Source organism: Pseudotabrizicola alkalilacus (assembly GCF_003443995.1).
Lineage (GTDB): Bacteria > Pseudomonadota > Alphaproteobacteria > Rhodobacterales > Rhodobacteraceae > Pseudotabrizicola > Pseudotabrizicola alkalilacus.
Window position 1 is genome coordinate 785542 of record NZ_QWEY01000001.1, and the last position, 23064, is coordinate 808605.

Sequence of the window (23064 nt, forward strand, 5' to 3'; positions counted from 1 at the left end):
GTGAGGCGGTCTCACTGTCCGCCAGTTTCCAGTCGCGAACCTTGAGCGACGCTCCATGAGCGCCGAATTTCTCCCAAGTTTCAAAGGGGTTTGCTGAAGCCAACCGAACCTCAGAGACTGGCGCAGCGCCGATTTTCGGTCTCTGAACGGCTTTCGTCTCTATCCGACCGAACCTCGCCAGATTAGGTTCGGTCAAAGAAAACACAACATTTCCAGTCGGTTGCTGATTCATGTCGAGCGAACTTTTTACCGCAGTTCTCGCGCCTGGCATTCCATCAGAGACACTCGAAGTGGGCGTTGTGTGGCGCGGCGATGCGCGGACCAGCGTATGCACACGTCGCTCAATGATGTGTGGGTCTGGTAGTGCCGATCGACCCAAGCATCTGGCGCCGCGCCCGCGTGCAGTCGAGAACGACCCGGTTGATCTCGATCTCCGTAATCCGGGTCAGCTCCCGCAGATGCTTCATCGTCGTGACGATGTCAGATAGATCTGCAGGCTTGCTGGCATCGCTGGCGACCTCATGGACCCCCGCGATCATGGCGCGCACTTCGCCGAGCGTGTCGAGCGCCGCCGATGCCTTCGCCGGTAGGTCGGCCTCTTCCTCACCCGCAAACAGCCCCTCAAAGAAGCCGTCAATCTCCTGCCGCCGTATCAGCGCCAGTTGCGCGAGCCCGTCGCGCGTGGGCGTAACCGTTGGCCGCACCAGCCGGAAGGGATCGCTGCGCTTCTGATGGCGCGTGAGGGAGTTCCAGAGGCCGTTGACGAGAACGCCGATCAACTCATTGACGGCGTCGAGGCTCTCAAATTCGGGCAGCTCCCCGCCCCACAGGTTCTTCACGACAGAGATGGGTGAAGCCGACATCGCCGGTGTAGCGATGTTGCCCAGAAATCGAGTCCGGATTTCGTGAAATGGAACTGGGCAAGCGTAGGTTACGAGCAGAGCCCGGATCTTCTTCTCGTCCGCTACGACGGGCGGTTTTCTCGCTTGTGGCACGCGGCAATCCTTCCAGGCACGAACCCTTTTTGCTCCCTTATTTACTGATTGGGCGGCAAAACGCCACTCGGCGTCAACGGGGATGGCTCCCGGATTATTCAAACACGCGCTTCGCCTGCTCGAACCACGGCAACTCGGCCACGGCCATCAGATCGTTGAGCGAAAGCGCCGGCGGCTTACGGGTGATGACAAGTGTCTCAAGGACGTTCGGGGAAAGATACGCCAACCGGATCATCCGTCCCACGAACCGGTCGGAGACCTTCTCGGCTGCGGCGATATCCTGGATGGTAGAGGCGGCACCGGTTTCCAGCTGCCGACGCCAACTCCAGGCGCGGGCGATGGCGCGCAGCACATGGGGATCCTGCGCCCAGCCGTTTCGCGCGTCCACATCGTCGGGCGGAAGGATCTTCGGCCGCCCATTGCGTTTGCGGATCGTCAGGGGAATGACGACGCGGATGATTGTTCGCGGTTGCTGCATATGCTGGTCCACCCAAGAGAGGCCTCCGAGAAGATCAGTCCGCCAAGCCAAATTCAAGATCGGTGCAGAATCGGGACGTCGATTACTGAACGATAACGGTGGCTTATGAAGGCAGACCAGAATACACAATCATGTGGTGCTCAATCCTTTCGATACTGTTCTCCGGCAGCACTCAGCGCGGCGCGCTCGAACGCTTCCACGTCTTCAATCCTGTAGATCACACGACCGCCGATTTTCAGGAACCGAGGCCCGTCCCCGATCCAGCGCCACCGTTCCAGCGTCCTCGGGCTGATTTTCCAGCGTGCTGCCAGCTCTGTCTGATTCAAACAAGTTTCACGCATTTTCGACTCCTTTCGCGCGCGCACACATGTGCGCAGGGGAACGAAGGCGTCAGCGAAAATGATATGCAAGTCAGATAGTTACAAGTAATCTTGTGGGTTCTGCCTGTTCGGCCGGGCTCAGAGAAGGTTCGATCGTGGTCGCGTCCCCTCCGCCATTTTCTTACCCATTCTAGAAGTTGAAAAGCGATCCCTATCAAGCGGTTAGCCCCCGCCGTGCGGGACGGAGCTTTGTTTTTTGCCCGGTTTTTGCTCGGAATTTGCACGGGATGGCTATGGAAAGTGTGTGCGGGCCTTCCGTTTTGGCGTCTGCACGCTAGAGTGTCGGTAAATGCTTATGACGAGGACATGCGACGTGCAGCAACATAATTTAAGCTCTCAGGATCGTCAGCGCGCAATCGGCCTCGCAAAGAAAGCTGCGGAATACTTCAACGGCGGGGACTGGCAGACCCTCGGTGCCTAACCGGACGGTTCGTCACGAGTGGCTGGACCAATACATCATCGAAAGCATCGAGGAGGCACAGGATCAGGCCACGCAATGGCTATGGACTTACAACAACGACCGCCCCAACATGGGTATCGGCGGGATAACACCCGCCATGAAACTGAAAATGGCTGCGTGAATTCTACGGATGCACCCCGTTAAAAAGGGGGAGATTACACTATCGACCCATTCCTGGATATATTTCGGCCGATCTTTACGCAGCGTTTTGGCCAAATATTTATGGGCTACTTTCGACTTAACCTCGGCATAAACTGACGCCGTATGGTGTGTGATGTCGAGAACCGCATACGCCCGCGCCTGAACGAGCATGGCGTCCAGCGTCGTCAGACTTCCTTTCGCATGCTTCGCGCTGTGCATGCAGGCTGTTGAACTCCTGCTCCAGCCCTTCCTCGGAAGATTTCCGGGTGCCATCCGGCGCGAACAGGGGCCGGTTGTGCTGTTCCGCGATCCTGCCGCTTTGCTGGATGCGCTGCATCAGAAAGCGGGCAGCCCGGATCAGAAGAATCTGATGGCAGCCTGTCGATGGCGGTCATCACCGCCTGGCTCGGCCTGCCATCGCAGGCGATCCCGGCCGGGGGTGCGGCGGGCTCCGCCGCCTATCTGGTTGGGGTCTTCGGCCCCGCCTTCATCGAGGTCGTCCTCGCCCGGCTGCGCAGCGGCAAGGGGGGCACCCCCGATGCATGAACTTCGCCGCCTTGCGCGCGCTATCCGCTGCGACGCCGCCGACCCGGCACAGGCCTTCAGTCACCGCCTGCGCATCGGCCTGCTCGTCGCCGCCCTGATCCTGATCGTTTCCTCCATCTTCGGGTGATCCCATGGACATGACCGACCGGGGCTTGTTGGCCCTCGTCCGGCACGAAGGACGCGTGCCCGGACCCTATCTCGATGTCAAAAACATCTGGACCTTCGGCATTGGCCATACCGCTGCCGCCGGTCCGCCCGATCCGGCACGGATGTCGCGTGGCATGACCGCCGATCTCGATGCCGGGGTCCGCGAGGCGTTCCGGCTCTTCCGCGCCAACATCGTCGCTTACGAGGCCGAGGTGCTCCGCGCAGTCAATGTGCCGGTGGAGCCGCACGAGTTCGATGCGCTGGTCAGTTTCCACTACAACACCGGCGGCATCGCCAACGCCTCGCTGATACGTCTGAGCAAACGGCGCGAGCAGTGGCGGCGTCAGTGCGTGATACAGTGAAGTTGACGATCCAAATGGAGCTGGCAGAGGCCATGCGCTACGGCGGATTCGGTAATCCGAGAGGTGGACGCTGATGAGCGGCAAGGATCACCCTACCGGGCGCTACTACTACCTCGTAGCGCCCGAGGCATCCAGATTGATGGCGTTGTTCAAAGCGGGCATTCGGGTCACCATCCTTGGTGATGGTCTGACCTGCCGCGTGGACGGGTCGCCACCCCGCGACACCGAAGGCTCCGACATCTGACCCCGGATTCGGCTTCAAGCGGATACAGAGAGACAGAGAGGGGCTGGATGGGCCCCTTTTGCATGTCCGCTGACGCGGTCCCCGTCCGCGGTCTATCAGCCCGCCGGTTTGGTATATTTGCAGGTGCATTAGTGGGTACAATAAGGCGATTCTCTGGATCGCTAAATCTCCCTTTTTGCTAACAATTTCAAGCGCTTAGGGGATTGGCGGAGAGGGTGGGATTCGAACCCACGGTGGGCGCAAACCCACAACGGTTTTCGAGACCGCCCCGATCGACCACTCCGGCACCTCTCCGCATTTGGTGTGGTCTTCGTGGCGCGGTTCCTATCTGCCCTTGCGGGCGCTTGCAAGCCCCCAATCGTGCAATTTGTTTCGGCGGTTGTGTGCCACTCACGCCGGCGTGCACTGGCTTGGCTTGGCAAGCGGGTGCGAAACCACTAGCTGTCTGGGCACACATCCCTTTGCATGACAGGTCTGACATGTCCCTGCCTTTCGCCCTTTCCTCTTTCGGACTGTCTGCCGCCCTTGGGCTGGGGCTGGCCTTTGCGCCGGGTGCGACCGCGCCGGTCTGGGCAGAAGTGCAAGCGGAACCGGCACAGACAGAGCCGGCCCAGGCGGAGCAGGAGGCGCCGGTGGCAGATGCCGCGCGGATTGCGGCGCTGGCCGACACGATGAAGATGGACGACATCATCGGTGTGATGCGCGAAGAGGGGCTGGAGTATGGCCGGACCCTGTCGGAAGAGATGTTTCCCGAAAAGGGCGGCCCGCAATGGGAGGCAGGCGTCGCGCTGATCTATGACGCCGCGACCATGCGCAGCCGGTTCGATGCGGCTCTGGCCGAGGGTTTGGCCGGGGCCGGGCCCGAGCTGGAAGCGATCGAGGGGTTTTTCGGATCGCCGCAGGGCCAGAGCATTCTCCAGCTGGAGATCGAGGCCCGGCGCGCGCTTCTGGACAGCGATCTTGAGGATGCGGCAAAACTGGCCTGGGAAGAGCTGAGTGCCGAAGGGGGTGCACGGGTGGACCAGCTGACCCGCTTTGCCGAGGTGAATGACCTGATCGAATCCAATGTCATGGGGGCAATGAATGCCAATCTGGCGTTCTATCGCGGGCTGTCGGAAAGCGGTGCCTTTCCGCAAGAGATGACCGAAGACCAGATGCTGAGCGATGTCTGGGGGCAGGAACCGGATGTCCGGGCGGAAACCACCGACTGGCTGTTTCCGTTCCTGTCGCTCGCCTATCAGCCGCTGTCCGACGAAGACCTCGACGCCTATATCGCGTTTTCCGAGACTCCGGCGGGGCAAAAGATGAATGCGGCCCTGTTTGCGGCCTATGATGTGGTGTTCACCCGGATCTCCTATGATCTGGGCCGCGCCGCCGCCAGCCAGATGCAGGGCGAAGATATATGACAGTGGTCAAGGCGGGACTTGCAGTCGCGGCCTGCCTGATCCTGCCCGCTGCGGCGGTTGGGCAAAGCCTTGGCGGCACGGCGGACTGGGTGGCCCGCAAGTGCAGTCTGTATACCGAAGCCTGGGTGGCGCTGACGGCAGGGCAGGGGGGCGCGGGCATCGGCCCCGCATTTTTTGCCCGGCATGAGGCGTTTCTGGTCTCGGGCTGCACCGCTCGCGCCGAGGTCTGCCCGGTCAGCCCGGAGGAGTTTGCGCTGGCAGACAAGCTGTCGCTGATGGCGGTGGCGGAGGGGATGGCGGGGTCGTTTCTGCCGTTTGCCTGCCGCTGATCCCCGCTGCCTCTCGGGCTCAGGCAGCGCTTGACTTCGCACCGGATTCCTCGGATAAGCCCGCATCCCGGCAAAGATGCGAATCTTGGCCGGGTTCTATATTTGCAATGACGCTCCGCACGGGGCGCGCTGTCCGAAGGCGGGGCTCGCCCCACGAAACTCCCGTCCGAGGGGGCCGCAGGACGCGGGTGATGAAAAGGAAAGACCATGTTCGCGGTCCTCAAGACCGGTGGCAAGCAATACAAAGTGCAGGCGGGTGACGTTCTGCGCATTGAAAAGCTGGCCGCCAATGCTGGTGACAAGATCCAGTTCAACGACATCCTGATGGTCGGCGGCGAGTCCGTGACCGTTGGCGTGCCCTTTGTGGCCGGTGCTGCGGTTCAGGCCGAAGTGATCGCCCAGATCAAAGGCGAAAAGACCATTCACTTTGTGAAGCGTCGTCGTAAGCACTCGTCGCAGCGCACCAAAGGCCACCGTCAGCACCTGACGCTGGTTCGTGTGACCGACGTTCTGGCTTCCGGCGCAGAGTCGTCGGGCGTTGCAGCCGCCACCGGCACCGCCGATGCGCGCCGTACCGCCCATAACGCTGCGGCCGCGCCAGCTGCCGAAGCCCCCGCCAAGCCCAAGCGCGCCGCAAAAGCCGCTGAAGCTGTTGCTGAATAAGGAGTAATATCCATGGCACACAAGAAAGCAGGCGGCTCATCCCGCAACGGTCGCGACTCTGCCGGCCGTCGTCTGGGCGTGAAACTCTTTGGCGGTCAGCACGCCATTCCGGGCAACATCATCGTCCGTCAGCGCGGCACCACCTGGTTTCCGGGTGAGGGCGTTGGCATGGGCGTGGATCACACCCTGTTTGCGACCGTCGAGGGGAAAGTGTCCTTCAAGAAGGGCATGAAGGGCCGCACCTTTATTTCGGTTCTCCCGCTTGCGGAGGCAGCCGAGTAAGCCGAACCTTTACATTTGACATGTAAACGGGGGATCGGCCGAAAGGCCGGTCCCTTTTGCATTTTCCGGTGTATTTCCGGCATTTGCGGGCAGATGTTCACTCTTTTGCCATCAACACTTGGCAGGGTGATTGCGGCAACCCACGTTCCGGTCAGGCGCGGGTTGTCACGTGGAGGACCATTCTTGCGGGGTCAGTTCGACCCTTCATGCGCTTCAAAGGAGGGAAGCCATGACACTAGACGTTATCGCCGCTGCGGCGGCGCAGGCTGTGATTGATGCGGGCCGGTTCATTCTGCGCCCAGTGCGCAAATCGGATGCCGGGCTGTTTGCCCTGTATGCCGGCGACCGCCGCGTGGCCGAGGCGACCCATTCCATCCCCCATCCGCTGCCCCCGGGCGCGGCAGAGGGGTTTGTGACCCGTGCCATCAAACGCCCCCAGGATGAGGATATCTGGGTCATGGATGGCAGCCAGTCGTCGCTGCCCGAAGTGTTGGGCGTGATCAGCCTGAAACGTATGGATGTGGCAAAATACAACCGCGACCAGTCCGAGGTTGGCTATTGGGTCGCCCCGGCGTTCTGGAATCTTGGCATTGCCTCTGCCGCCGTTCAGGCGCTGGTCGACGCCAACCCGCAAGCCAACCGCACCATGTTTGCCGAGGTGTTTCAGGACAATCCCGGATCTGCACGCGTGCTGACCAACGCGGGCTTTCAGTATCTGGGCGATGCGGAAACCTTCAGCGTGGCGCGCAATGCCCGGGTGCCGACCTGGACCTATATCCGCAAGCTGGGATGAGGGGATGGGCCAGGCGGCAGGCATCTGGCTTCAGACGGCGCGGCTGCGGCTGCGCCCTCTGACACCCGCCGATGAGGCGGGCGTGATCGCAGGGTTGAACGACCCCGAGATTGCCAGCTGGCTTGCCACCACGCCCTTTCCCTATCCCGCCGCGCATTTCCGGTCCTATGTCGCCGCTGCCCCTGAGGGGGAAACGTTTGCCATTCATGATGCGCAAGGCTTTGCCGGGCTGATCGGGGGCGGGGCCGAACTCGGGTTCTGGGTCGCCCGCCACGCCCAAGGGCGCGGCTATGCCGGTGAGGCGGCGGTGGGGCTGTTGCACGCGGTGTTCGAGTTCTACCCCGGGCCGGTCAGCTCTGGCTACTTTGTCGGCAATGTGCCGTCGGCGCGGGTTCTGCAAAAGCTGGGGTTTTCGGAAACCGGGCGCAAGCCCCGGTTCTGCCGCGCGCTCGGGCTTGAAATGGATCATGTTGATCTGGTGCTGGCGCGCGAAAGCTTCTTTGCCCGGCATCCGCCACCAGCCCGACCGTCGGCCTGAGCCGGATTTCCCCTCGCTTTGCGCCCTGATACCGCGCGCGCTTGAGGTGTTGGCCCCAATCCTGTATCGCACTCTCAACTGCGCCTGACGCATTCCACCGTTTTTTCCGAAAGCCTGATCTCATGAAATTCCTCGACCTCGCCAAAGTCTATATCCGCTCGGGCGGCGGTGGGGGCGGCTGCGTGTCGTTCCGGCGTGAGAAGTTCATCGAATTCGGCGGCCCGGATGGTGGCGATGGCGGCAACGGCGGCTCGGTCTGGGTGGAGGCGGTGGACGGCCTGAACACGCTGATCGACTTTCGCTATCAGCAGCATTTCTTTGCCAAATCCGGCCAGCCCGGCATGGGCGCACAGCGCACCGGCAAGACCGGCGAAGATATCGTGCTGCGCGTGCCTGTTGGCACCGAGATTCTGGACGAGGATGAGGAAACCATCATCGCCGACCTGACCGAGGTGGGGCAAAAGGTGATCCTCGCCCAAGGCGGCAACGGCGGCTGGGGCAACCTGCGGTTCAAATCCTCGACCAACCGTTCGCCCGCTCGCGCCAATCCGGGGCAGGAAGGGGTGGAGCGCACGATCTGGCTGCGGCTGAAACTGATCGCCGATGCCGGGCTGGTGGGGCTGCCGAATGCGGGCAAATCCACCTTCCTCGCCGCCGTGTCGAACGCCCGGCCCAAGATTGCCGATTACCCGTTTACCACGCTGATCCCCAATCTTGGGGTGGTGGGCGTGGATGGCGCGGAATTCGTGATGGCCGATATTCCCGGTCTGATCGAGGGCGCATCTGAGGGGCGGGGCCTTGGCATCCAGTTTCTGGCCCATGTCGAACGCTGCAAGGTGCTGCTGCATCTGGTCGATGGCACATCGAGCACCATCACCAAGGATTACAAGACCATCGTGACCGAGCTGGAAGCCTATTCCGAAGTGCTGGGTGACAAGGCCCGCATCGTGGCGCTGAACAAATGCGATGCGATGGACCCAAAGCAGATTTCCGACCGCAAGCGGGCGCTTGAAAAGGCCAGCGGCGGGCCGGTGCATGTGATTTCTGGCGTGGCGGGCAAGGGCCTGCAGGACGTGCTGCGCGACATCTACCGCACGATTCAGGGTGAGGCTCCGGAAGAGGAGGCTGGCCCGTGGCAGCCCTGAGCACGCTTCACGCCCCCGATATCCGCAACGCAAAACGGCTGGTCGTCAAGATCGGCTCCGCCCTCTTGGTGGACCGCGCGACCGGGTTGAAACAGGGCTGGCTGTCTGCGCTTGCCATGGATGTGGCCGAAGCCAAGGTGCGCGGCACCGATGTGGTGCTGGTGTCGTCCGGTTCCATCGCGCTTGGCCGCAAGGTGCTGGGTCTGGGCGACGGTGTGCTGACGCTGGAGCAGTCTCAGGCGGCGGCAGCCGTCGGGCAGATCCGGTTGGCACGCGCCTATGAAGAGGTGCTGGCGCCGCATGGCATCACCACCGGGCAGGTGTTGGTCACGCTGGAGGATACCACCGACCGCCGCCGCTATCTGAACAGCCGCGCCACGATGGAAACCCTGCTGGGCTTGGGCGTGGTGCCGATCGTGAATGAGAATGATACGGTGGCGACCGATGAGATCCGGTTTGGCGACAACGACCGTCTGGCCGCGCAGATCGCGGTGACGGTGGGCGCGGATCAGCTGATCCTGCTGTCGGATGTCGATGGCTTCTATTCCGCCAATCCGAAGGAAGACCCGACCGCAGAGCGGTTTGATCTGGTGGAGCATATCACCCCCGAGATCGAGGCGATGGCTGGTGATCCGATTTCGGGGATGTCCAAGGGCGGGATGAAGACCAAACTGCTCGCCGCCAAGACCGCGATTGCCGGCGGGTGTGCCATGGCGATCATGGAGGGGTCGGTTCTGCGTCCCCTGTCAGCCTTGGCCAACGGCGCGCAGCGCACGTGGTTCGTGGCGCAGGCCGATCCGCAACTGGCGCGCAAACGCTGGATCAACGCGATGAAACCGCGCGGCGAGCTGGTGCTGGATGCGGGCGCCGTTGCTGCGCTGCGCGCCGGAAAATCGCTGCTGCCCGCGGGCGTCACGCGGGTGACCGGGACATTTGGCCGGGGTGAGCCGGTGTCGATCCTGTCGCCCGAAGGCGTGGTGCTGGGCAAGGGGCTGGTGCGCTATACGGCCGTTGAGGCCAAGGCGATTGCCGGGCACCGCTCGGGCGATATTGCGGGAATATTGGGTTATCAGGGCCGGGCGGCGCTGGTGCACAGGGATGATATGGTGGTCTGAAAACCCGCTGCCGGGGGCTTTGCCCCCTCGCGGAGTACTTCAACCAAGAGGAAAGGGCGGGCGATGGACGGGCAGATGAATGATCTGATGAAACAGATCGGGCGTGCGGCGCGGGACGCGGCTGCGGAGCTTTCCTGTGCCTCGCCGGAACGCAAACATGCTGCGCTGATCGGTGCCGCCGAGGCGATCTGGGCCAGTCGTCAGGCGATCCTGGATGAGAACACGCTCGATCTGGACTATGGCACGCAAAAGAGCCTCAGCCCGGCGATGCTGGACCGGCTGCGGCTGGATGAGCGGCGGATCCGGGGCATGGTTGACGGGTTGCGGGCCATTGCCGAGCAGCGCGATCCGGTTGGCCGGGTGCTGGCGGAATGGGATATGCCGTCGGGGCTGCATATTCAGCGGGTGGCGACGCCGCTGGGCGTGGTCGGCGTGATTTACGAGTCGCGCCCGAATGTGACTGCCGACGCGGGCGCGCTGTGTCTGAAGGCCGGAAATGCGGTGATCCTGCGCGGCGGGTCCGAAAGCTTTCATTCGTCAACCGCGATCCATGCCTGCATGGTGGAGGGGTTGCGCGGCGCGGGCCTGCCCGAGGCGGCAATCCAGCTGATCCCGACCCGCGACCGCGCCATGGTTTCGGCCATGCTGCAGGCGGTGGAGCATATCGACGTGATCGTGCCGCGCGGCGGAAAGGGGCTGGTCGGGCTGGTGCAACGGGAAGCGCGGGTGCCGGTGTTTTCGCATCTGGAGGGGATCTGCCACGTCTATGCCGACCGCGACGCCGATCCGGAAAAGGCGCGCGCCGTGGTGCTGAACGCGAAAACCCGGCGGACCGGCGTTTGTGGCGCGGCCGAATGCCTGCTGATCGACTGGCAGTTCTATACCAAACACGGCGCGGTGCTGATCGAGGATCTGCTGGCAGCAGGGGTCGAGGTGCGCACCGAAGGCGAGCTTTTGAAAGTGCCGGGCACGGTGCGGGCGCAACCCGATGATTTCGGGCGCGAGTTTCTGGACATGATCATCGCGGCAAAGCTGGTCGATGGCGTGGAGGAGGCAATTGCGCATATCCGGCGCTATGGATCGAGCCACACCGAAAGCATCCTGACCGAGAATGATGCGACGGCCGAGCGGTTCATGACCCGGCTCGACAGCGCGATCCTGATGCGCAACGCCAGTACCCAGTTTGCCGATGGCGGCGAGTTCGGAATGGGTGGCGAGATTGGCATTGCCACCGGCAAGATGCACGCGCGTGGCCCGGTCGGGGCCGAGCAGCTGTGCAGCTTCAAATACCTCGTCCGGGGTGATGGCACCTGCCGCGCTGGTTAAGCGCTCAGTATGACAGGCGCACCGCCGTATCGCCGACCTCTACCGTCAGGCGGCGGTGCTGCCGGGAGATTTCGTCGCGCAGCAAGGCAAAATGCACCTGACCGGGGCCGATTTCGACGGTGGAGGCAGGATTTGACAGCAACTCCCACAGATCAGCGTCAATCCGCAGGCGCCCTGCTTCGCCGCGCAAGGTCCAGCGGGACTCGCCCCGCTCAATTGACAACGTGCCGCCATGGGGCATCGCACTTTCCAGACAGAGGATCGCGAGAAAGGCCAGCTTTACCTCGCGCCGCGACAGATCGGCGGGCGACTGCCAGTCCATCAGCAGCCGGCCGCCACGGGTCAGATCGCTGAGGATGCTGGCCACCTCGGCCCGGCCGATCCGCTGTTCGCTGGCCCCCGCCGCGCCGAAGGCCACGCGAAAGAACCGGATGCGGGCATTGGCATTGGCGACACTATCGACGATCAGCGCCAGTTCCGGGCTGCTGCCCATGCCGTCCATCATCAAAAGCTCTACCCCATTGCCGATGGCACCGATCGGGCTGATAAGATCGTGGCAGATGCGTGACCCCAGCAGGGCCGTCAGATCAGGCTTGTCAGACATGGGCGGAAATCCTGAATGGAAAAGGGGCGAAAGATGAATGCGCTTTTGGAACCGGGAATGATGGTGCGGCACCCTGACCGGCCCGACTGGGGCCTGGGGCAGGTGCAGTCTAACATCGGCGGGCGCATTACCGTCAATTTTGAACACGCTGGCAAGGTGGTGATTGATGGCCGCCAAATCGAACTGTTGCCGATTTTTGGCATTTGAGGGCCCGTAACGGTCTGCCGCAGCATATTGACAGGTTTCTTTCATCATATGTTGCCTTGGCCGGTCCGGTTGCCGTTGTCACAGTTAACGTCATTGCGGTTGCCTTGTCCCTCCCCTGCTTTTATCCCCATGATAGTTAACCGCTGGTTAAGGCGACAGGAGACAGCTCTGTGACGGGAATACAGTCAGATGACCGCTATGAGGCGCGCCTTGCCACCGGCGAGGCAGACATCGCGGCGGCACTTCGGTTGCGATACCGGGTGTTTGTCAAGGAACTGGGGGCCGATGGGCCTGGCGTGGACCATGTAGCGCAGACCGAGCAGGATGAGTTTGACAGCGCCTTTGATCATCTGGTTCTGGTGGACCGCACGCTTGATCCGGGGCAGGGCGATCATGTGGTCGGTGTGTACCGCTTGCTTCCCTGTGACCGGATGCGTCGGATCGGCCGGTTCTATTCGGAAACCGAATTCGACCTGACTTTGCTGAAAGCGTCGGGTCGCAAGTTGCTGGAACTCGGGCGATCCTGCATCCACGCAGATCATCGCGGCGGCACCGGCATGTTTCACCTCTGGAATGCTCTGGCGCGCTATGTGATTGAACGTGATATCGAAATTCTGTTCGGCGCGGCCAGCTTTCCCGGCACCGATCTGGCGGCCCTGTCCCTGCCGCTGTCGATGCTGCATCACGGGCATCTGGCGCCGCCTGCGCTGCGGGTCCGGGCGCTTGGCGATGGCCTGAGCCAGCTGCACCTGTTGCCCGCCGCCGAGGTCAACCGCCGCGCCGCTCTGGCCGCGACCCCGGCGCTGATCAAGGCCTATCTGCGGCTGGGGGGCTTTGTCGGGGAGGGCGTGTTTGTGGATCATGCGTTCAACACCACCGATGTCTGTCTGGTAATGGACACCCATCAGATGAGCCAGAAGCACAAGGATTTCTACATCCGCAAAGGCGAAGCCGGATGACCTGGTACGGCGATCCGCCACCCAAAGCGCCGCAGACCCTGCCGGGCTGGGTCCGCTTTGCCATGAGGGCGGCGGTTCTGGGCGGCATCACCTATGGTGGGCTGGTGCTTTTGCTGCTGCTGCGCTGCGTGGAGCGCCCGCTGTTCGGGCTGAACCGGCCCTGGACCCCGCGCATCACGCAAGCTGTCTGCCGGGCAGCGATGCGGATCATGGGGATCGGCCTGACGGTGCGGGGCACGCCGATGCAACAGCGCGGGGCGATGGTGGCGAACCATGCCTCTTGGCTGGATATTTTCGCGCTGAACGCCTGTGCGCCGCTCTATTTCGTGGCCAAATCCGAAGTGTCGGGCTGGGCGGGCATCGGCTGGCTGGCGCGCGCGACCGGCACGCTGTTCATCACGCGCAAGGGCACCGAGGCCAGACGCCAGCAGCAGCAGCTTGAAGACCGCCTGCGCGCCGGTCACCGGCTGTTGTTCTTTCCCGAGGGCACCTCGACCGACAGCCTGCGGGTTTTGCCTTTTAAATCAACGCTTTTCGCTGCGTTCTTCAGCCATGGGCTGGAAACCGTGCTGCACATTCAGCCGGTTACTGTGGTTTACCGCGCCCCAGCAGGGACCGATCCGCGGTTTTACGGCTGGTGGGGCGGCATGACCTTTGCCGGGCATCTGGTTGCGGTGCTGTCTGCCCCACGGCAAGGCAGCGTCGAGGTGGTGTTTCACCCGCCGGTGCCGGTGGATGCCTTCACCAACCGCAAAGACCTTGCGCAATATTGCGAGCGCATTATCGCAACCAGCCATTCCGGTCCGGAACGGCCCGCTGCGCTCTAAGGCTGGCCTCAGCCCAGCGGGGCCAGCAGGGTTTTCAAGGCGGCCAGCGGATCATCCGAACCCCAGATCTCTGGCCCGATGCCAAAGAAATCGGTGACTGGGCCAAAGCGTTCAACCAGCTCGACCGTCAGCGCGCCTTCGGCGATCACCGGCACTTCGATCATTTCCGACCACCATTCGAACAGGTCGAAATCGGCCTGCGTGCCCTGACCCAGGGCTGAGTCGCCAATCGCGCCAAAGGCCACATAATCCGCGCCGCCTTCGCCCGCGCTGATGCCCTCATGCCGGGTGGTGCCGCAATAGGCGCCGACAATCGCCTCTGCGCCCAGATCCTTGCGGGCCTTGCGCACGTTTCGCGCGCCATCGGTCAGGTGAACCCCGTCAAGGCCCAGCCGTTCGACCAGCAGCAGATGGTTTTCGATCACCACCGCCACGTCGCGGGCATGGGCCACCTCGCGCAGCACGTCGCCGGCGCGCAGCAGGTTGTCTTCTTCCTTGCTGGCCAGCGCGATGCGCAGGCAGGCCACGTCCACTGCGTCGAGCACAGAGGCCAGACGGGTGGGGAAGACATCAAGATCAAAGCTGGGCGGGGTGATCAGGGTGATTTGCGGGCGGTCTTCGGCGGCCATGGCGGGTCCTCGCAGCGGGTTTTGGCTGGCTTACCAGCCTTTTTGCGGCTTGACCATGTCTTGCCCGCGAGGGGGAGCTGGCGTAACAGGCCTGTAAAACCTGGGGTGCCACGCATGATCGAACCTGCCTTTATCCTCGTCCGCCCGCAGATGGGCGAGAATATCGGTGCTGCGGCCCGCGCGATGCTGAACTTCGGCCTGACCCGGATGCGTCTGGTGGCCCCGCGCGACGGCTGGCCCAACTCCAAAGCGGTGGCAATGGCCTCGGGCGCGGGGCGGGTGCTGGATCAGGCGGGGCTGTTTCCGGATGTCGCCGCTGCCATCGGCGATTGCGACTATGTCTTTGCCACCACCGCGCGGGGGCGTGAGCTGGTCAAGCCGATCGTCACGCCGGAACGGGCGATGGAGATGGCGCGGGCTATGGCGGCTGAGGGCAAGAAGGTGGGCGTTCTGTTCGGGCCGGAGCGGGCGGGGCTGGAGAATGACGATGTGGCGCTGGCCAATGCCATCGTCACGGTGCCGGTGAACCCCGATTTTCCCAGCCTGAACCTGGGCCAATGCGCGCTCTTGATGGGCTATGAATGGCAGCGGCAGACGGCGGTGGTGGCGCCGGAGGTGATGGAATTGGCCCGCACCGAGTTTGCCAGCCGGGTGGACGTGGAGAAACTGGGCGACCACTTTGAGGAGCGGCTGGAGGCGGCGGGGTTCTTCTTTCCCGAGACCAAGGCCGCCAACATGCGGCTGAACCTGCGCAACATGTGGGCCCGGCTGAACCTGACGCGGGCTGAGGTGCAGACCTTTCACGGGATGCTGCGCCAGATCGCCTACCGGCTGCGCCAGCAGGGGGAGTGAGGGCTGCCCGCTGTGTTACAGCTGTGGGTTCTGTTTGATTTCAAAGACTTGACCCTGCGAGATTCACGAAGTCTTAACACTTTCCCGTTGCTTTGACTGAACAAGGAGATCCCGATGGCTGGCACCGACTTCAGCAACTGGCAAAAGGAAAAGGCAATTCAGGCGCTGGTGGATGAGGCGCAGGCGGTGGCCGACCGGCTGGCGGGCGGCAAGCCGCATGCCGTGGAACAGCACGCCGCCGCCGCGCAGTTCTGGGCGCAGGTGCATCTGGCCGACGGGCAGGATCTGACCAAGTTGGCCAGCTGGAAAGCGGCGGAGGTTCAACGCTTTGTCCGCGCCAGCCAGACGAAAATCGCCGCCCTGCGCAAGGCGCGCGACTATGTGAGCAGCGACGGGCTGGCCGCCTGGCTGCACACCGCGCGGGCGGTGCAGGAACCGCGCATCACGCCAGCGGTGCGCGAGATCTGGGCGCATCTGTCGGCGGCCGGGCAGAACGTGGAGGCGATGCTGGCGGATCTGCTGGAGGACGCGGGGATGGCGGGGGGGCAGGGGCGGTTGGTGCCGGCGGGGTTTGGCGAACCCTCCTGACGCTGCGCCTGCGGCCACCCCCGGGGGCCAGCCCCCGGACCCCCGGAGTATTTGGGAAAGCTGCAAATGCGAAGGGCAAGGGTATTGCAGGGCTTTGCGGCGGGGTGGCGGGTGATTTGGCTGGCCTGAGCTGCTTTCCGGACATAGTGAACTTTCACTGCGGCTGAGCCAACGGCTACTGTATATTGCCGCGTTTAATGAGTTTGTTCTGCGGACGATTCCAGCCTTAGTGTGGGTCGAAGACAGCGGAAAGGGACGTTCTATGAGTGGTTTGATTATTGAAATTCAGAAAGCTTGTCTGGATGAAACTGTTCCAGTTGAATCACTGCTGCGGCGTGTAAAGTTGGCGGCCACCAAGCTGAAACTTGGCGACTTGGAGAGTTGGGTTGACAGCGAGCTTAATGGCTACAGCGGCGCGCTTCCGCCTCACCGGATACTTCGTGGCCAGCCAGCAGGATGGAATCCCTTCCATGGCTGGGTGCCAGTGCAAACACATGACGCTCAGATTGCTGACGTCTTGAGCACGGCAATGGTAGGCCAGGGTATCGGCGGGCTCCGAGATCTCATTTCAGACGGTGATAGCGGTATCTATCATTTTCCGCTCCCTGATGAGCTTGTCATCGCAGTGAACAAGTTGATGCGGGTTTCAACGGCAAGAATGGTTGTTCAGGTTCCAAGGGGTGGAATAGTTGGTATTCTAGAGTTTGTTCGCAATATGGTTCTTGATTGGGCCATTGAAATGGAACGCAACGGTGTCTTGGGCGAGGGATTTTCCTTCGACGACCGTGAGGTAGAAAGTGCACAGTCCGTCATGACTACGTTCAATATTGGAAGAATTGATAACTTCGCTGGTAATATGGGGACGGGTAACATTTCCGGTGACATCTCTTTAACGACACGTGATGTAACCGAAATCAAAGAGACCTTGCGCAAGCTGCGAGAGGCTGTTCCCGGCCTTGTGGAAGCCGGAGCTAGTGACACGCTACCTGATACTATTGATGCCGTGATAATAGAGGCGGAAAAACAAACCCCAGATGTAGGGAAACTCAGAAATCTAACTCAAGATGTTCGATCCGCTCTTGCTGGAGCCGCAGGTAATCTTGCAGCAGAAGGAGCGTTGGCACTTGTAGGAGGAGTTCTACGAATTCTTGGGGGCGGTTAGGTGCCGCGTCCACAAATGGACATATGTGATAATTCTGAATGCTCCGACTAGATCAATGGACAACCTGCGCCAAAGACGCCTAGCGAAGAATCTAGTAACTTTGGCCCCTTTGCGCGGGCATAGCCCTTCTCCATCTCGCAAAATACAGTGCCGAGTGAAGAGAAGGGGTAGGGTGGGTCGTTCTGCTCGCTTGCGAGCAGGTTGACCCACCGGCTGTGATGCCATGGCCGCCCCCATCCCCATCGCCGCACCCCCCTTGAAGCTGCTCGGGGCGCGGCCTAGTCTCCGGGCCAGGAAGATATGAGGCGGGTATGGCGGGCAAGCGCAGCATTTTCGAAGAGGTGGGCAGCGCGGGCGCGGCCCCGAAGGCGCAGGGCGGCTTGATTGACGCGGGGCCAAAGGGCGCGCGCGGCGCGATCCGGGGCTGGCTGATCGTGCTGTTCCTGATGGTGATGGCGATGATCGTGGTCGGCGGCCTCACGCGGCTGACCGACTCGGGGCTGTCGATCACCGAATGGCGGCCTGTGACCGGGGCCTTGCCGCCGCTGAACGAGGCCGACTGGCTGGCGGAGTTCGACAAGTATCGCGCCAGCCCGCAGTATCAGCTGATGAATGCGGGCATGGAGCTGTCGGCGTTTCAGGTGATCTACTGGTGGGAATGGGGACATCGGCAGCTGGGCCGGGCCGTGGGTCTGGTCTGGGCGGTGGGCTTTCTGTTCTTCTGGGCCACCTCGCGGATTCCGCCGGGCTGGACCGGGCGGCTGCTGTTGCTGGGCGCTTTGGGCGGGCTGCAGGGCGCGATTGGCTGGTGGATGGTCGCCTCGGGCCTGACCGGGGCGATGACCTCGGTGGCGTCGTACCGGCTGGCCACGCATCTGGGGCTGGCCTTTGTGATCCTTGGCTTCATCGGCTGGTATGTGTTCCTGCTGGGCCGGTCAGAGGCCGCGCTGTTGCAGGCGCGGCGCGCGCGGGAGGGCAAGCTGTTCTCATTGTCGACCGGGCTGATGCATTTTGCCTTTCTGCAGATCCTGCTCGGGGCTTTGGTCGCGGGGATTGATGCGGGGCGGGCGTTTCCGACCTGGCCGGACATGAACGGCGCGTTCTTTCCGGCGGATGCGTTTTATGTGCCGGACGGACAGGGCGGGGCCTTGCCCCTCTGGCATGCGTTCTTTGAGAACCCCGGTCTGGTGCAGTTCATGCACCGGATGGCGGGGTATCTGCTGTTTGCCTTTGGCGTGGTGGTCTGGCTGCGCGGGCGCACATCGGCGCATGGGGCGACGCGCTTTGCCTTTCACATGGTGATGCTGATGATGCTGGCGCAGGTCGGGCTTGGCATCATGGCGGTGCTGACATCGGCGCAGCTGCATGTGGCGATCACCCATCAGCTGGGCGCGGTTCTTTTGTGGGTGCTGATCATTCGCGCCCGTTATCTGTCACAATACCCGCTGGCCGGGTCGATCCGGAGGGGCACGGCATGAGTGCGAACAATATGGCGTACGCCGATCTGATGGCGTTTCAGCGCGAGACCGAGGCTTTGGGGCAGGTGGCCGGGCGTCTGGGCTGGGATCAGGAGACGATGATGCCGCGCGGCGCTGCCGAGCAGCGGTCGGAGGAGATGTCGGCGCTGGAAGGGGTGCTGCATGCGCGGCGCACCGATCCGCGGATCGCGGAGTGGCTGGCGCAGGCGGAGGCGGCGGATGCGGTGGCGGCAGCCAATCTGCGCCACATCCGGCGGTCGTATGAGCGGCAGGTCAAGGTGCCGGGGCCGCTGGCGCAGGCCTTGGCGCGGGTGACCAGCCGGGCGCAGGGGATCTGGGCCGAGGCGCGGTCGCGCGATGATGTCGCAGCGTTTCTGCCGATCCTGGCCGAGGTGATCAAGCTGCGGCGCGAAGAGGCGGCGTGCCTGGCGCAGGGCGGTGATCTGTATGACGCGTTGATCGACGATTACGAGCCGGGGGCGACGGCGGAGTCTTTGGGCGCGATGTTTGATGCGATGCGGCCCCGTCTGGTCGCCTTGCGGTCGGCGGTGCTGGGGGCGGCGTATCAGCCGGCAAAGCTGGAAGGGCAGTTCGGGCAGGACGCGCAGATGCGCATGGCGCGCGATCTGGCCACTGCCTTTGGCTATGACTGGGAGCGCGGGCGGCTGGATCTGGCGGTGCATCCGTTCAGTTCCGGCTCTGGCGATGACGCGCGGATCACCACGCGGGTGGTGGAAAGCGATCCGTTCAACTGCTTTTACTCGACCATCCATGAGGTGGGGCATGCCTGCTATGAGCTGGGGATTGACCCCGATTACCGGCTGACCCCGCTGGGGGCCGGGGTGAGCATGGGCGTGCATGAGAGCCAGAGCCGGATCTATGAAAACCAGCTCGGGCGCGGGCGCGCGTTTACCAGCTGGATGTTTGGTCAGATGCAGACCCGGTTTGACGGCTTTGGCCTGACCGATGCCGATGCGTTTTACGGCGCGGTCAACCGGGTGCAGTCGGGCTTTATCCGGACAGAGGCCGATGAGGTGCATTACAACCTGCATGTGATGATGCGCTTTGATCTGGAACGCGCGCTGATCCGGGGCGATCTGGCGGTGGGCGATCTGGAGGCGGCGTGGAATGACCGTTTTGCCGCCGATTTCGGCGTGGCGGTGCCGCGCGCCTCGCAGGGGATGCTGCAGGATGTGCATTGGTCCTGCGGGTTGTTCGGCTATTTCCCGACCTATACGCTGGGCAATGTCTATGCTGGCTGCCTGAATGTCGCGCTGCGGCAGGCGGTGCCGGATATTGATGACCATCTGGCGCGCGGCGATGCGCGTGCGGCGACCGCCTGGCTGCGCGAGACCGTGCAGCGTCATGGCGGATTGTATGAACCACGCGAGGTGGTGCGGCTGGCCTGCGGGTTCGAGCCCACAGAAGCGCCGTTGCTTGACTATCTGGAGGCGAAGTTCAAGGCCCTGTACCGGCTGTAACCGGGCCGGGGCTGTGGAACGCCGCGTGCCGCAGGTGCGACACAGGCGGTTGCAGACCCTGTTGCCGCCGCTTTCATCTTGACAAAAATACTCCCGCCGGAGGCGTCTGCCGTTGCCGCAGAGGTCTTTGCCAAAGCTCAGCGCGATTGCCTGCGGCGGGGTGCCCCCCACCCCATCCCTCCCCCACAAAGGGGGGAGGGAGCCGCCTTGCGCCCTGCGGCCGGGCAAAGCGGAGAGGGCGCGGGGAGCAAGCGATGTGCGAGGCGCGCCCCTCCCCTTGTGGGAGGGGATGGGGGAGGGGGCGGCGTTTGGCCAGCAGGCCGGTGTGCCCGGATGGTCCCCACAGATGGGGCGGGGCTTGAGCGACAACAGACGGGGGAGGGGTGACATGACCGTGGTGATGGATGCGACCGCGCTGCAGGCATTTCTGCAGCGGGATTTCGGGCAGGTGGCAGATGACTTCGCGGTGGAGCGGGCGGATGCGACGGGTGTGACGCTGCGGCTGCGGGTGGCGGCGCGGCATCTGCGGCCCGGGGGCACGGTGTCGGGGCCGGCGATGTTCGGCCTTGCCGATGTGGCGATGTATCTGGCGATCCTGAGAAGGATCGGGCCGGTCGCGCTGGCGGTGACCACGAATTGCGCGATGGATTTCATGCGCAAGCCGCAGGCCGGGGTTGACCTGCTGGCGCAGGCGCGGCTGCTGAAGCTGGGGCGCAGGCTGGCGGTGGGCGATGTGCTGCTGTTTTCCGAAGGCGGGACCGAGCCGGTGGCGCGGGCCGGGCTGACCTATGCGATTCCGTCATCCTGACCCGGTGCGGCAGGCTACAAAGCAAAACGGCCCCCGCAGGCGGAGGCCGTTTTCATAGCTGAGAGCGCGGTCAGGCCTTGTGTCTGGCAAAGCGCCCTTCGACCTGAGCCCCGCTTTCGATGATCAGGGTGCGGTAGGTGACATCTGCCGCCACCTTTGCGGCGGCGCGCAGGGTGAAGCTGTCGGCGCTGATCTGGCCATCGACCTTGCCGCGCACTTCGACGGTTTCGGCGGTGATGGTGCCGTTCATCCGGCCCTCTGCCCCGACCGACAGACTGCGGGCGGTGACATTGCCGTCAATGTCGCCCAGCATCTCGATATCGCCGACCGACGAAATCTCGCCGGTGATTTTCAGGTCGCTGGCAAAGACCGATCTGGTGTTGGAGGGGCGTGCCGGGGGGGCGCCACCCGGTGGGGCTGTCTGGTCTGAGGTCTTGTTGAACATGATCCGTCCGTTGCTGGCTTTGCCTGATAAGGGCGTATGGCGGCGGATCGGTCAAGGGGCGGGCGGCTCTGGGTCGGCAAACGGGCGCGCATTGGCCGGTATGATGTCGCCTGCGGACCTGACAGAGGGGGGCAGGGGTGGTTTGATCGCGGAAAAGATCAGACAGAAGGGCTGCCGTATCATGACACATGACCCGTTTTTCGTTCCGGTTTCCGGTTTCGAGCTGCCACGATTCGCCGGGGTGGCCAGTTTTATGCGGCTGCCGGTGGTGACGCCGGAGCATCCGCGCTTTGCAGATGTTCAGATCGGTCTGATCGGCGCGCCCTGGGATGGCGGCACCACGAACCGCCCCGGCCCGCGCCACGGGCCGCGCGCGCTGCGGGATGCGTCAACCATGATCCGGGCCGAGAATGGTGCCACGGGCGTGCGCCCGTTCGAGGCGGTGCGCTGTGCCGATCTGGGCGATGTCGGGCCGAACCCGGCCGATCTGATGGACTCTCTGGCGCGGATGGAGGCCTATTATACGCAGGTGCGCGCGGCCGGGATCGTGCCCTTGACCGCCGGGGGCGATCATCTGTGCAGCCTGCCGATCCTGCGGGCACTGGCGAAAGACCGGCCCGACAGCCCGAAGGGTCTGGGGATGATCCATTTCGACAGCCATACCGATCTGTTCCACAGCTATTTCAACGGCAGCCTGTATACCCATGGCACCCCGTTCCGCCGCGCGGTGGAAGAGGGGCTGCTGGACCCGCAGCGGGTGACGATGATCGGCATCCGGGGCACGGCCTATGACCGGGAAGACCGGGAGTTTGCCGACAGCGTGGGCATCCGGGTGATCGCGATCGAGGAGTTTCATGCGCGCGGCGTGGCCGATGTGATGGCCGAGGCACGGGAGCGCGCGGGGCAGGGCGAGACCTATGTCTCTTATGACATCGACTTCATCGACCCGGCCTATGCCCCCGGCACCGGCACACCCGAGATCGGCGGCCCCAACAGCTTTCAGGCGCTGCAGGTGGTGCGCGAGCTGGCGGGCGTGCGGATCGTGGGGGCCGATGTGGTCGAGGTGTCGCCGCCGTTCGATCTTAACGGGGCGACGGCCTATCTGGGGGCTTCGGTGATGTTCGAGCTCTTGTGTGTGATGGCGGGGGCGGTTCAGGCGGCGCAGTGAGGCGCGCCGGGGAACTCCGGGGCGCGAGGCGCGCCAGATTCGGCAAAGATTCGGTGCTGAGGGGCGGGACTCGGGGGGCAGATTCGGGGGCAGGGGGCAAAAATGCGGTTCCACCCCGGTCTGCGGCGCGGGCGGGATGCAGAAAGTTTGGTCGTTTGGGTCAAGGAAACATAGGGTACTGGAGAAAAACGACGGTTGTGTGAAGATTTCCTCTTGCAGGTTTTTTGTTGTGGGCCTAAACACCGCCTTACCGAAGCGGAGGGGATGCGGAAACGCGGTTCTGAAGCGACGGAGCGACGATGGAAGTTCGACGTGACATCTGAAGGTACGGTTGCAGGAAGCACCAAGAGATTGGTGGTCCTGAAATTTTTGTCTTCACGCTCTTTGAAAATTGAATGTGATGAAGGGATATGTGGGCGGTTTGGGCGCATCGGCGTCTGACACGTAGCATATCTGCCCGGCAGGGGAGAGACCGAGAGGTTTCCGACCGATGACCCGGGGAAAGC

Annotated in this window: 29 protein-coding genes, 1 tRNA gene and 1 pseudogene; 24 read left to right on the top strand and 7 right to left on the bottom strand. The window is 63.2% G+C overall.

What is annotated here, in order from left to right:
• Positions 1 to 341: 341 nt before the first annotated feature.
• The 3 genes from D1012_RS03810 to D1012_RS03820 all read right to left on the bottom strand — a co-directional run bounded on the left by D1012_RS03810 (position 342) and on the right by D1012_RS03820 (position 1814).
• A complete protein-coding gene (locus D1012_RS03810) occupies positions 342 to 995 on the bottom strand; it encodes a hypothetical protein (protein WP_118149960.1) in 654 nt (217 codons plus the stop codon).
• Between the two features lie 94 nt (positions 996 to 1089).
• A complete protein-coding gene (locus D1012_RS03815; protein WP_118149961.1) occupies positions 1090 to 1473 on the bottom strand; it encodes a hypothetical protein in 384 nt (127 codons plus the stop codon).
• 140 nt (positions 1474 to 1613) lie between these two features.
• Positions 1614 to 1814, bottom strand: a complete 201-nt coding sequence (locus tag D1012_RS03820) for a helix-turn-helix transcriptional regulator (protein ID WP_118150065.1) — start codon at positions 1812 to 1814, stop codon at positions 1614 to 1616.
• Positions 1815 to 2272: 458 nt separating this feature from the next.
• Between D1012_RS03820 and D1012_RS03825 the strand changes: the two are divergent.
• From D1012_RS03825 to D1012_RS22590, 5 genes and pseudogenes are all read left to right on the top strand, one after another.
• Positions 2273 to 2434 (top strand): annotated as a pseudogene (locus D1012_RS03825) (integrase core domain-containing protein); the annotation flags it as partial.
• A 404-nt stretch (positions 2435 to 2838) separates the two neighbouring features.
• Entirely contained in the window at positions 2839 to 3000 is a 162-nt protein-coding gene (locus D1012_RS22585) for a hypothetical protein (protein ID WP_158569183.1), read from the top strand.
• Positions 2993 to 3127 (top strand): hypothetical protein, encoded by a 135-nt coding sequence (locus D1012_RS23150; protein ID WP_267897817.1) that lies wholly within the window; start codon positions 2993 to 2995, stop codon positions 3125 to 3127. Before D1012_RS22585 ends, D1012_RS23150 begins: the two co-directional genes overlap by 8 nt.
• Positions 3128 to 3131: 4 nt before the next feature.
• Positions 3132 to 3509 carry a lysozyme gene (locus tag D1012_RS03835; RefSeq protein WP_233516998.1) on the top strand — a complete coding sequence of 126 codons (378 nt, stop codon included), beginning with the start codon at positions 3132 to 3134 and terminating at the stop codon, positions 3507 to 3509.
• A gap of 73 nt (positions 3510 to 3582) precedes the next feature.
• Positions 3583 to 3753 carry a hypothetical protein gene (locus tag D1012_RS22590; protein ID WP_158569185.1) on the top strand — a complete coding sequence of 57 codons (171 nt, stop codon included), beginning with the start codon at positions 3583 to 3585 and terminating at the stop codon, positions 3751 to 3753.
• Between the two features lie 204 nt (positions 3754 to 3957).
• On the opposite strand, the gene D1012_RS03840 is transcribed toward D1012_RS22590, so the two are convergent.
• Positions 3958 to 4047: transfer RNA gene (locus tag D1012_RS03840), tRNA-Ser, on the bottom strand.
• A 185-nt stretch (positions 4048 to 4232) separates the two neighbouring features.
• Between D1012_RS03840 and D1012_RS03845 the strand changes: the two genes are divergently transcribed.
• The 9 genes from D1012_RS03845 to D1012_RS03885 all read left to right on the top strand — a co-directional run bounded on the left by D1012_RS03845 (position 4233) and on the right by D1012_RS03885 (position 11350).
• A complete protein-coding gene (locus tag D1012_RS03845) occupies positions 4233 to 5159 on the top strand; it encodes a DUF2059 domain-containing protein (RefSeq protein WP_118149963.1) in 927 nt (308 codons plus the stop codon).
• Entirely contained in the window at positions 5156 to 5488 is a 333-nt protein-coding gene (locus tag D1012_RS03850; protein ID WP_118149964.1) for a hypothetical protein, read from the top strand. Before D1012_RS03845 ends, D1012_RS03850 begins: the two co-directional genes overlap by 4 nt.
• A 207-nt stretch (positions 5489 to 5695) precedes the next feature.
• Positions 5696 to 6151: a 50S ribosomal protein L21 gene (gene rplU, locus D1012_RS03855; RefSeq protein ID WP_118149965.1), complete on the top strand. Its 456-nt coding sequence runs from the start codon at positions 5696 to 5698 to the stop codon at positions 6149 to 6151.
• Between the two features lie 12 nt (positions 6152 to 6163).
• On the top strand, positions 6164 to 6433 hold the full coding sequence (gene rpmA / locus D1012_RS03860; protein WP_118149966.1) for a 50S ribosomal protein L27: 270 nt from the start codon (positions 6164 to 6166) through the stop codon (positions 6431 to 6433).
• 229 nt (positions 6434 to 6662) lie between these two features.
• The gene (locus tag D1012_RS03865) at positions 6663 to 7226 is read left to right on the top strand and encodes a GNAT family N-acetyltransferase (RefSeq protein ID WP_118149967.1); all 564 of its coding nucleotides are present in this window, start codon (positions 6663 to 6665) and stop codon (positions 7224 to 7226) included.
• A 4-nt stretch (positions 7227 to 7230) separates the two neighbouring features.
• The gene (locus D1012_RS03870) at positions 7231 to 7764 is read left to right on the top strand and encodes a GNAT family N-acetyltransferase (protein ID WP_158569187.1); all 534 of its coding nucleotides are present in this window, start codon (positions 7231 to 7233) and stop codon (positions 7762 to 7764) included.
• Positions 7765 to 7886: 122 nt separating this feature from the next.
• A complete protein-coding gene (gene obgE, locus D1012_RS03875; protein ID WP_118149969.1) occupies positions 7887 to 8909 on the top strand; it encodes a GTPase ObgE in 1023 nt (340 codons plus the stop codon).
• Positions 8897 to 10024, top strand: coding sequence for a glutamate 5-kinase (proB, locus tag D1012_RS03880; RefSeq protein ID WP_118149970.1), 1128 nt, complete (start codon positions 8897 to 8899; stop codon positions 10022 to 10024). Before obgE ends, proB begins: the two co-directional genes overlap by 13 nt.
• 63 nt (positions 10025 to 10087) lie before the next feature.
• Entirely contained in the window at positions 10088 to 11350 is a 1263-nt protein-coding gene (locus D1012_RS03885) for a glutamate-5-semialdehyde dehydrogenase (RefSeq protein ID WP_118149971.1), read from the top strand.
• 4 nt (positions 11351 to 11354) lie between these two features.
• On the opposite strand, the gene D1012_RS03890 is transcribed toward D1012_RS03885, so the two are convergent.
• The gene (locus tag D1012_RS03890; RefSeq protein ID WP_118149972.1) at positions 11355 to 11954 is read right to left on the bottom strand and encodes a histidine phosphotransferase family protein; all 600 of its coding nucleotides are present in this window, start codon (positions 11952 to 11954) and stop codon (positions 11355 to 11357) included.
• Positions 11955 to 11987: 33 nt separating this feature from the next.
• Between D1012_RS03890 and D1012_RS03895 the strand changes: the two genes are divergently transcribed.
• From D1012_RS03895 to olsA, 3 genes are all read left to right on the top strand, one after another.
• Positions 11988 to 12161 carry a DUF3553 domain-containing protein gene (locus tag D1012_RS03895; protein ID WP_118150066.1) on the top strand — a complete coding sequence of 58 codons (174 nt, stop codon included), beginning with the start codon at positions 11988 to 11990 and terminating at the stop codon, positions 12159 to 12161.
• A 179-nt stretch (positions 12162 to 12340) separates the two neighbouring features.
• The gene (gene olsB / locus D1012_RS03900) at positions 12341 to 13120 is read left to right on the top strand and encodes an L-ornithine N(alpha)-acyltransferase (RefSeq protein WP_118150067.1); all 780 of its coding nucleotides are present in this window, start codon (positions 12341 to 12343) and stop codon (positions 13118 to 13120) included.
• Positions 13117 to 13947: a lyso-ornithine lipid O-acyltransferase gene (gene olsA / locus D1012_RS03905; protein WP_118149973.1), complete on the top strand. Its 831-nt coding sequence runs from the start codon at positions 13117 to 13119 to the stop codon at positions 13945 to 13947. Before olsB ends, olsA begins: the two co-directional genes overlap by 4 nt.
• An 8-nt stretch (positions 13948 to 13955) precedes the next feature.
• Here olsA and D1012_RS03910 read toward each other — a convergent pair whose 3' ends face one another.
• Positions 13956 to 14576: a thiamine phosphate synthase gene (locus D1012_RS03910; RefSeq protein WP_118149974.1), complete on the bottom strand. Its 621-nt coding sequence runs from the start codon at positions 14574 to 14576 to the stop codon at positions 13956 to 13958.
• Between the two features lie 114 nt (positions 14577 to 14690).
• On the opposite strand from D1012_RS03910, the gene D1012_RS03915 reads away from it, so the two are divergent.
• The 6 genes from D1012_RS03915 to D1012_RS03935 all read left to right on the top strand — a co-directional run bounded on the left by D1012_RS03915 (position 14691) and on the right by D1012_RS03935 (position 20945).
• Entirely contained in the window at positions 14691 to 15428 is a 738-nt protein-coding gene (locus D1012_RS03915; protein WP_118149975.1) for an RNA methyltransferase, read from the top strand.
• Positions 15429 to 15542: 114 nt separating this feature from the next.
• Positions 15543 to 16016 (top strand): hypothetical protein, encoded by a 474-nt coding sequence (locus D1012_RS03920; protein WP_118149976.1) that lies wholly within the window; start codon positions 15543 to 15545, stop codon positions 16014 to 16016.
• Positions 16017 to 16278: 262 nt separating this feature from the next.
• A complete protein-coding gene (locus D1012_RS22350; protein ID WP_147335624.1) occupies positions 16279 to 17178 on the top strand; it encodes an AbiTii domain-containing protein in 900 nt (299 codons plus the stop codon).
• Positions 17179 to 17489: 311 nt separating this feature from the next.
• Positions 17490 to 18656, top strand: a complete 1167-nt coding sequence (gene ctaA / locus D1012_RS03925) for a heme A synthase (RefSeq protein ID WP_118149977.1) — start codon at positions 17490 to 17492, stop codon at positions 18654 to 18656.
• Positions 18653 to 20137 (top strand): carboxypeptidase M32, encoded by a 1485-nt coding sequence (locus tag D1012_RS03930; protein WP_118149978.1) that lies wholly within the window; start codon positions 18653 to 18655, stop codon positions 20135 to 20137. Before ctaA ends, D1012_RS03930 begins: the two co-directional genes overlap by 4 nt.
• A gap of 388 nt (positions 20138 to 20525) precedes the next feature.
• Entirely contained in the window at positions 20526 to 20945 is a 420-nt protein-coding gene (locus D1012_RS03935) for a PaaI family thioesterase (protein WP_118149979.1), read from the top strand.
• A 70-nt stretch (positions 20946 to 21015) separates the two neighbouring features.
• On the opposite strand, the gene D1012_RS03940 is transcribed toward D1012_RS03935, so the two are convergent.
• Entirely contained in the window at positions 21016 to 21390 is a 375-nt protein-coding gene (locus D1012_RS03940; RefSeq protein ID WP_118149980.1) for a bactofilin family protein, read from the bottom strand.
• 181 nt (positions 21391 to 21571) lie between these two features.
• Here D1012_RS03940 and D1012_RS03945 point away from each other — a divergent pair, with 181 nt between their 5' ends.
• Entirely contained in the window at positions 21572 to 22558 is a 987-nt protein-coding gene (locus D1012_RS03945) for an agmatinase (RefSeq protein WP_118150068.1), read from the top strand.
• Positions 22559 to 23064 lie beyond the last annotated feature (506 nt).

Bases quoted from the DNA above. Each gene is read 5' to 3' on its own strand.
- D1012_RS03935 (WP_118149979.1), top strand. From the start codon at position 20,526: ATGACCGTGGTGATGGATGCGACCGCGCTGCAGGCATTTCTGCAGCGG.
- ctaA (WP_118149977.1), top strand. From the start codon at position 17,490: ATGGCGGGCAAGCGCAGCATTTTCGAAGAGGTGGGCAGCGCGGGCGCG.
- D1012_RS03885 (WP_118149971.1), top strand. From the start codon at position 10,088: ATGGACGGGCAGATGAATGATCTGATGAAACAGATCGGGCGTGCGGCG.
- rpmA (WP_118149966.1), top strand. From the start codon at position 6,164: ATGGCACACAAGAAAGCAGGCGGCTCATCCCGCAACGGTCGCGACTCT.
- D1012_RS22590 (WP_158569185.1), top strand. From the start codon at position 3,583: ATGAGCGGCAAGGATCACCCTACCGGGCGCTACTACTACCTCGTAGCG.
- D1012_RS22585 (WP_158569183.1), top strand. From the start codon at position 2,839: ATGGCGGTCATCACCGCCTGGCTCGGCCTGCCATCGCAGGCGATCCCG.
- D1012_RS03815 (WP_118149961.1), bottom strand. From the start codon at position 1,473: ATGCAGCAACCGCGAACAATCATCCGCGTCGTCATTCCCCTGACGATC.
- D1012_RS03820 (WP_118150065.1), bottom strand. From the start codon at position 1,814: ATGCGTGAAACTTGTTTGAATCAGACAGAGCTGGCAGCACGCTGGAAA.
- D1012_RS03835 (WP_233516998.1), top strand. From the start codon at position 3,132: ATGGACATGACCGACCGGGGCTTGTTGGCCCTCGTCCGGCACGAAGGA.
- D1012_RS03920 (WP_118149976.1), top strand. From the start codon at position 15,543: ATGGCTGGCACCGACTTCAGCAACTGGCAAAAGGAAAAGGCAATTCAG.
- D1012_RS03890 (WP_118149972.1), bottom strand. From the start codon at position 11,954: ATGTCTGACAAGCCTGATCTGACGGCCCTGCTGGGGTCACGCATCTGC.
- D1012_RS03850 (WP_118149964.1), top strand. From the start codon at position 5,156: ATGACAGTGGTCAAGGCGGGACTTGCAGTCGCGGCCTGCCTGATCCTG.
- D1012_RS22350 (WP_147335624.1), top strand. From the start codon at position 16,279: ATGAGTGGTTTGATTATTGAAATTCAGAAAGCTTGTCTGGATGAAACT.
- D1012_RS03910 (WP_118149974.1), bottom strand. From the start codon at position 14,576: ATGGCCGCCGAAGACCGCCCGCAAATCACCCTGATCACCCCGCCCAGC.
- D1012_RS03915 (WP_118149975.1), top strand. From the start codon at position 14,691: ATGATCGAACCTGCCTTTATCCTCGTCCGCCCGCAGATGGGCGAGAAT.
- obgE (WP_118149969.1), top strand. From the start codon at position 7,887: ATGAAATTCCTCGACCTCGCCAAAGTCTATATCCGCTCGGGCGGCGGT.
- D1012_RS03930 (WP_118149978.1), top strand. From the start codon at position 18,653: ATGAGTGCGAACAATATGGCGTACGCCGATCTGATGGCGTTTCAGCGC.
- D1012_RS03865 (WP_118149967.1), top strand. From the start codon at position 6,663: ATGACACTAGACGTTATCGCCGCTGCGGCGGCGCAGGCTGTGATTGAT.
- D1012_RS03940 (WP_118149980.1), bottom strand. From the start codon at position 21,390: ATGTTCAACAAGACCTCAGACCAGACAGCCCCACCGGGTGGCGCCCCC.
- rplU (WP_118149965.1), top strand. From the start codon at position 5,696: ATGTTCGCGGTCCTCAAGACCGGTGGCAAGCAATACAAAGTGCAGGCG.
- D1012_RS23150 (WP_267897817.1), top strand. From the start codon at position 2,993: ATGCATGAACTTCGCCGCCTTGCGCGCGCTATCCGCTGCGACGCCGCC.
- D1012_RS03895 (WP_118150066.1), top strand. From the start codon at position 11,988: ATGAATGCGCTTTTGGAACCGGGAATGATGGTGCGGCACCCTGACCGG.
- D1012_RS03845 (WP_118149963.1), top strand. From the start codon at position 4,233: ATGTCCCTGCCTTTCGCCCTTTCCTCTTTCGGACTGTCTGCCGCCCTT.
- D1012_RS03870 (WP_158569187.1), top strand. From the start codon at position 7,231: ATGGGCCAGGCGGCAGGCATCTGGCTTCAGACGGCGCGGCTGCGGCTG.
- D1012_RS03945 (WP_118150068.1), top strand. From the start codon at position 21,572: ATGACACATGACCCGTTTTTCGTTCCGGTTTCCGGTTTCGAGCTGCCA.
- olsA (WP_118149973.1), top strand. From the start codon at position 13,117: ATGACCTGGTACGGCGATCCGCCACCCAAAGCGCCGCAGACCCTGCCG.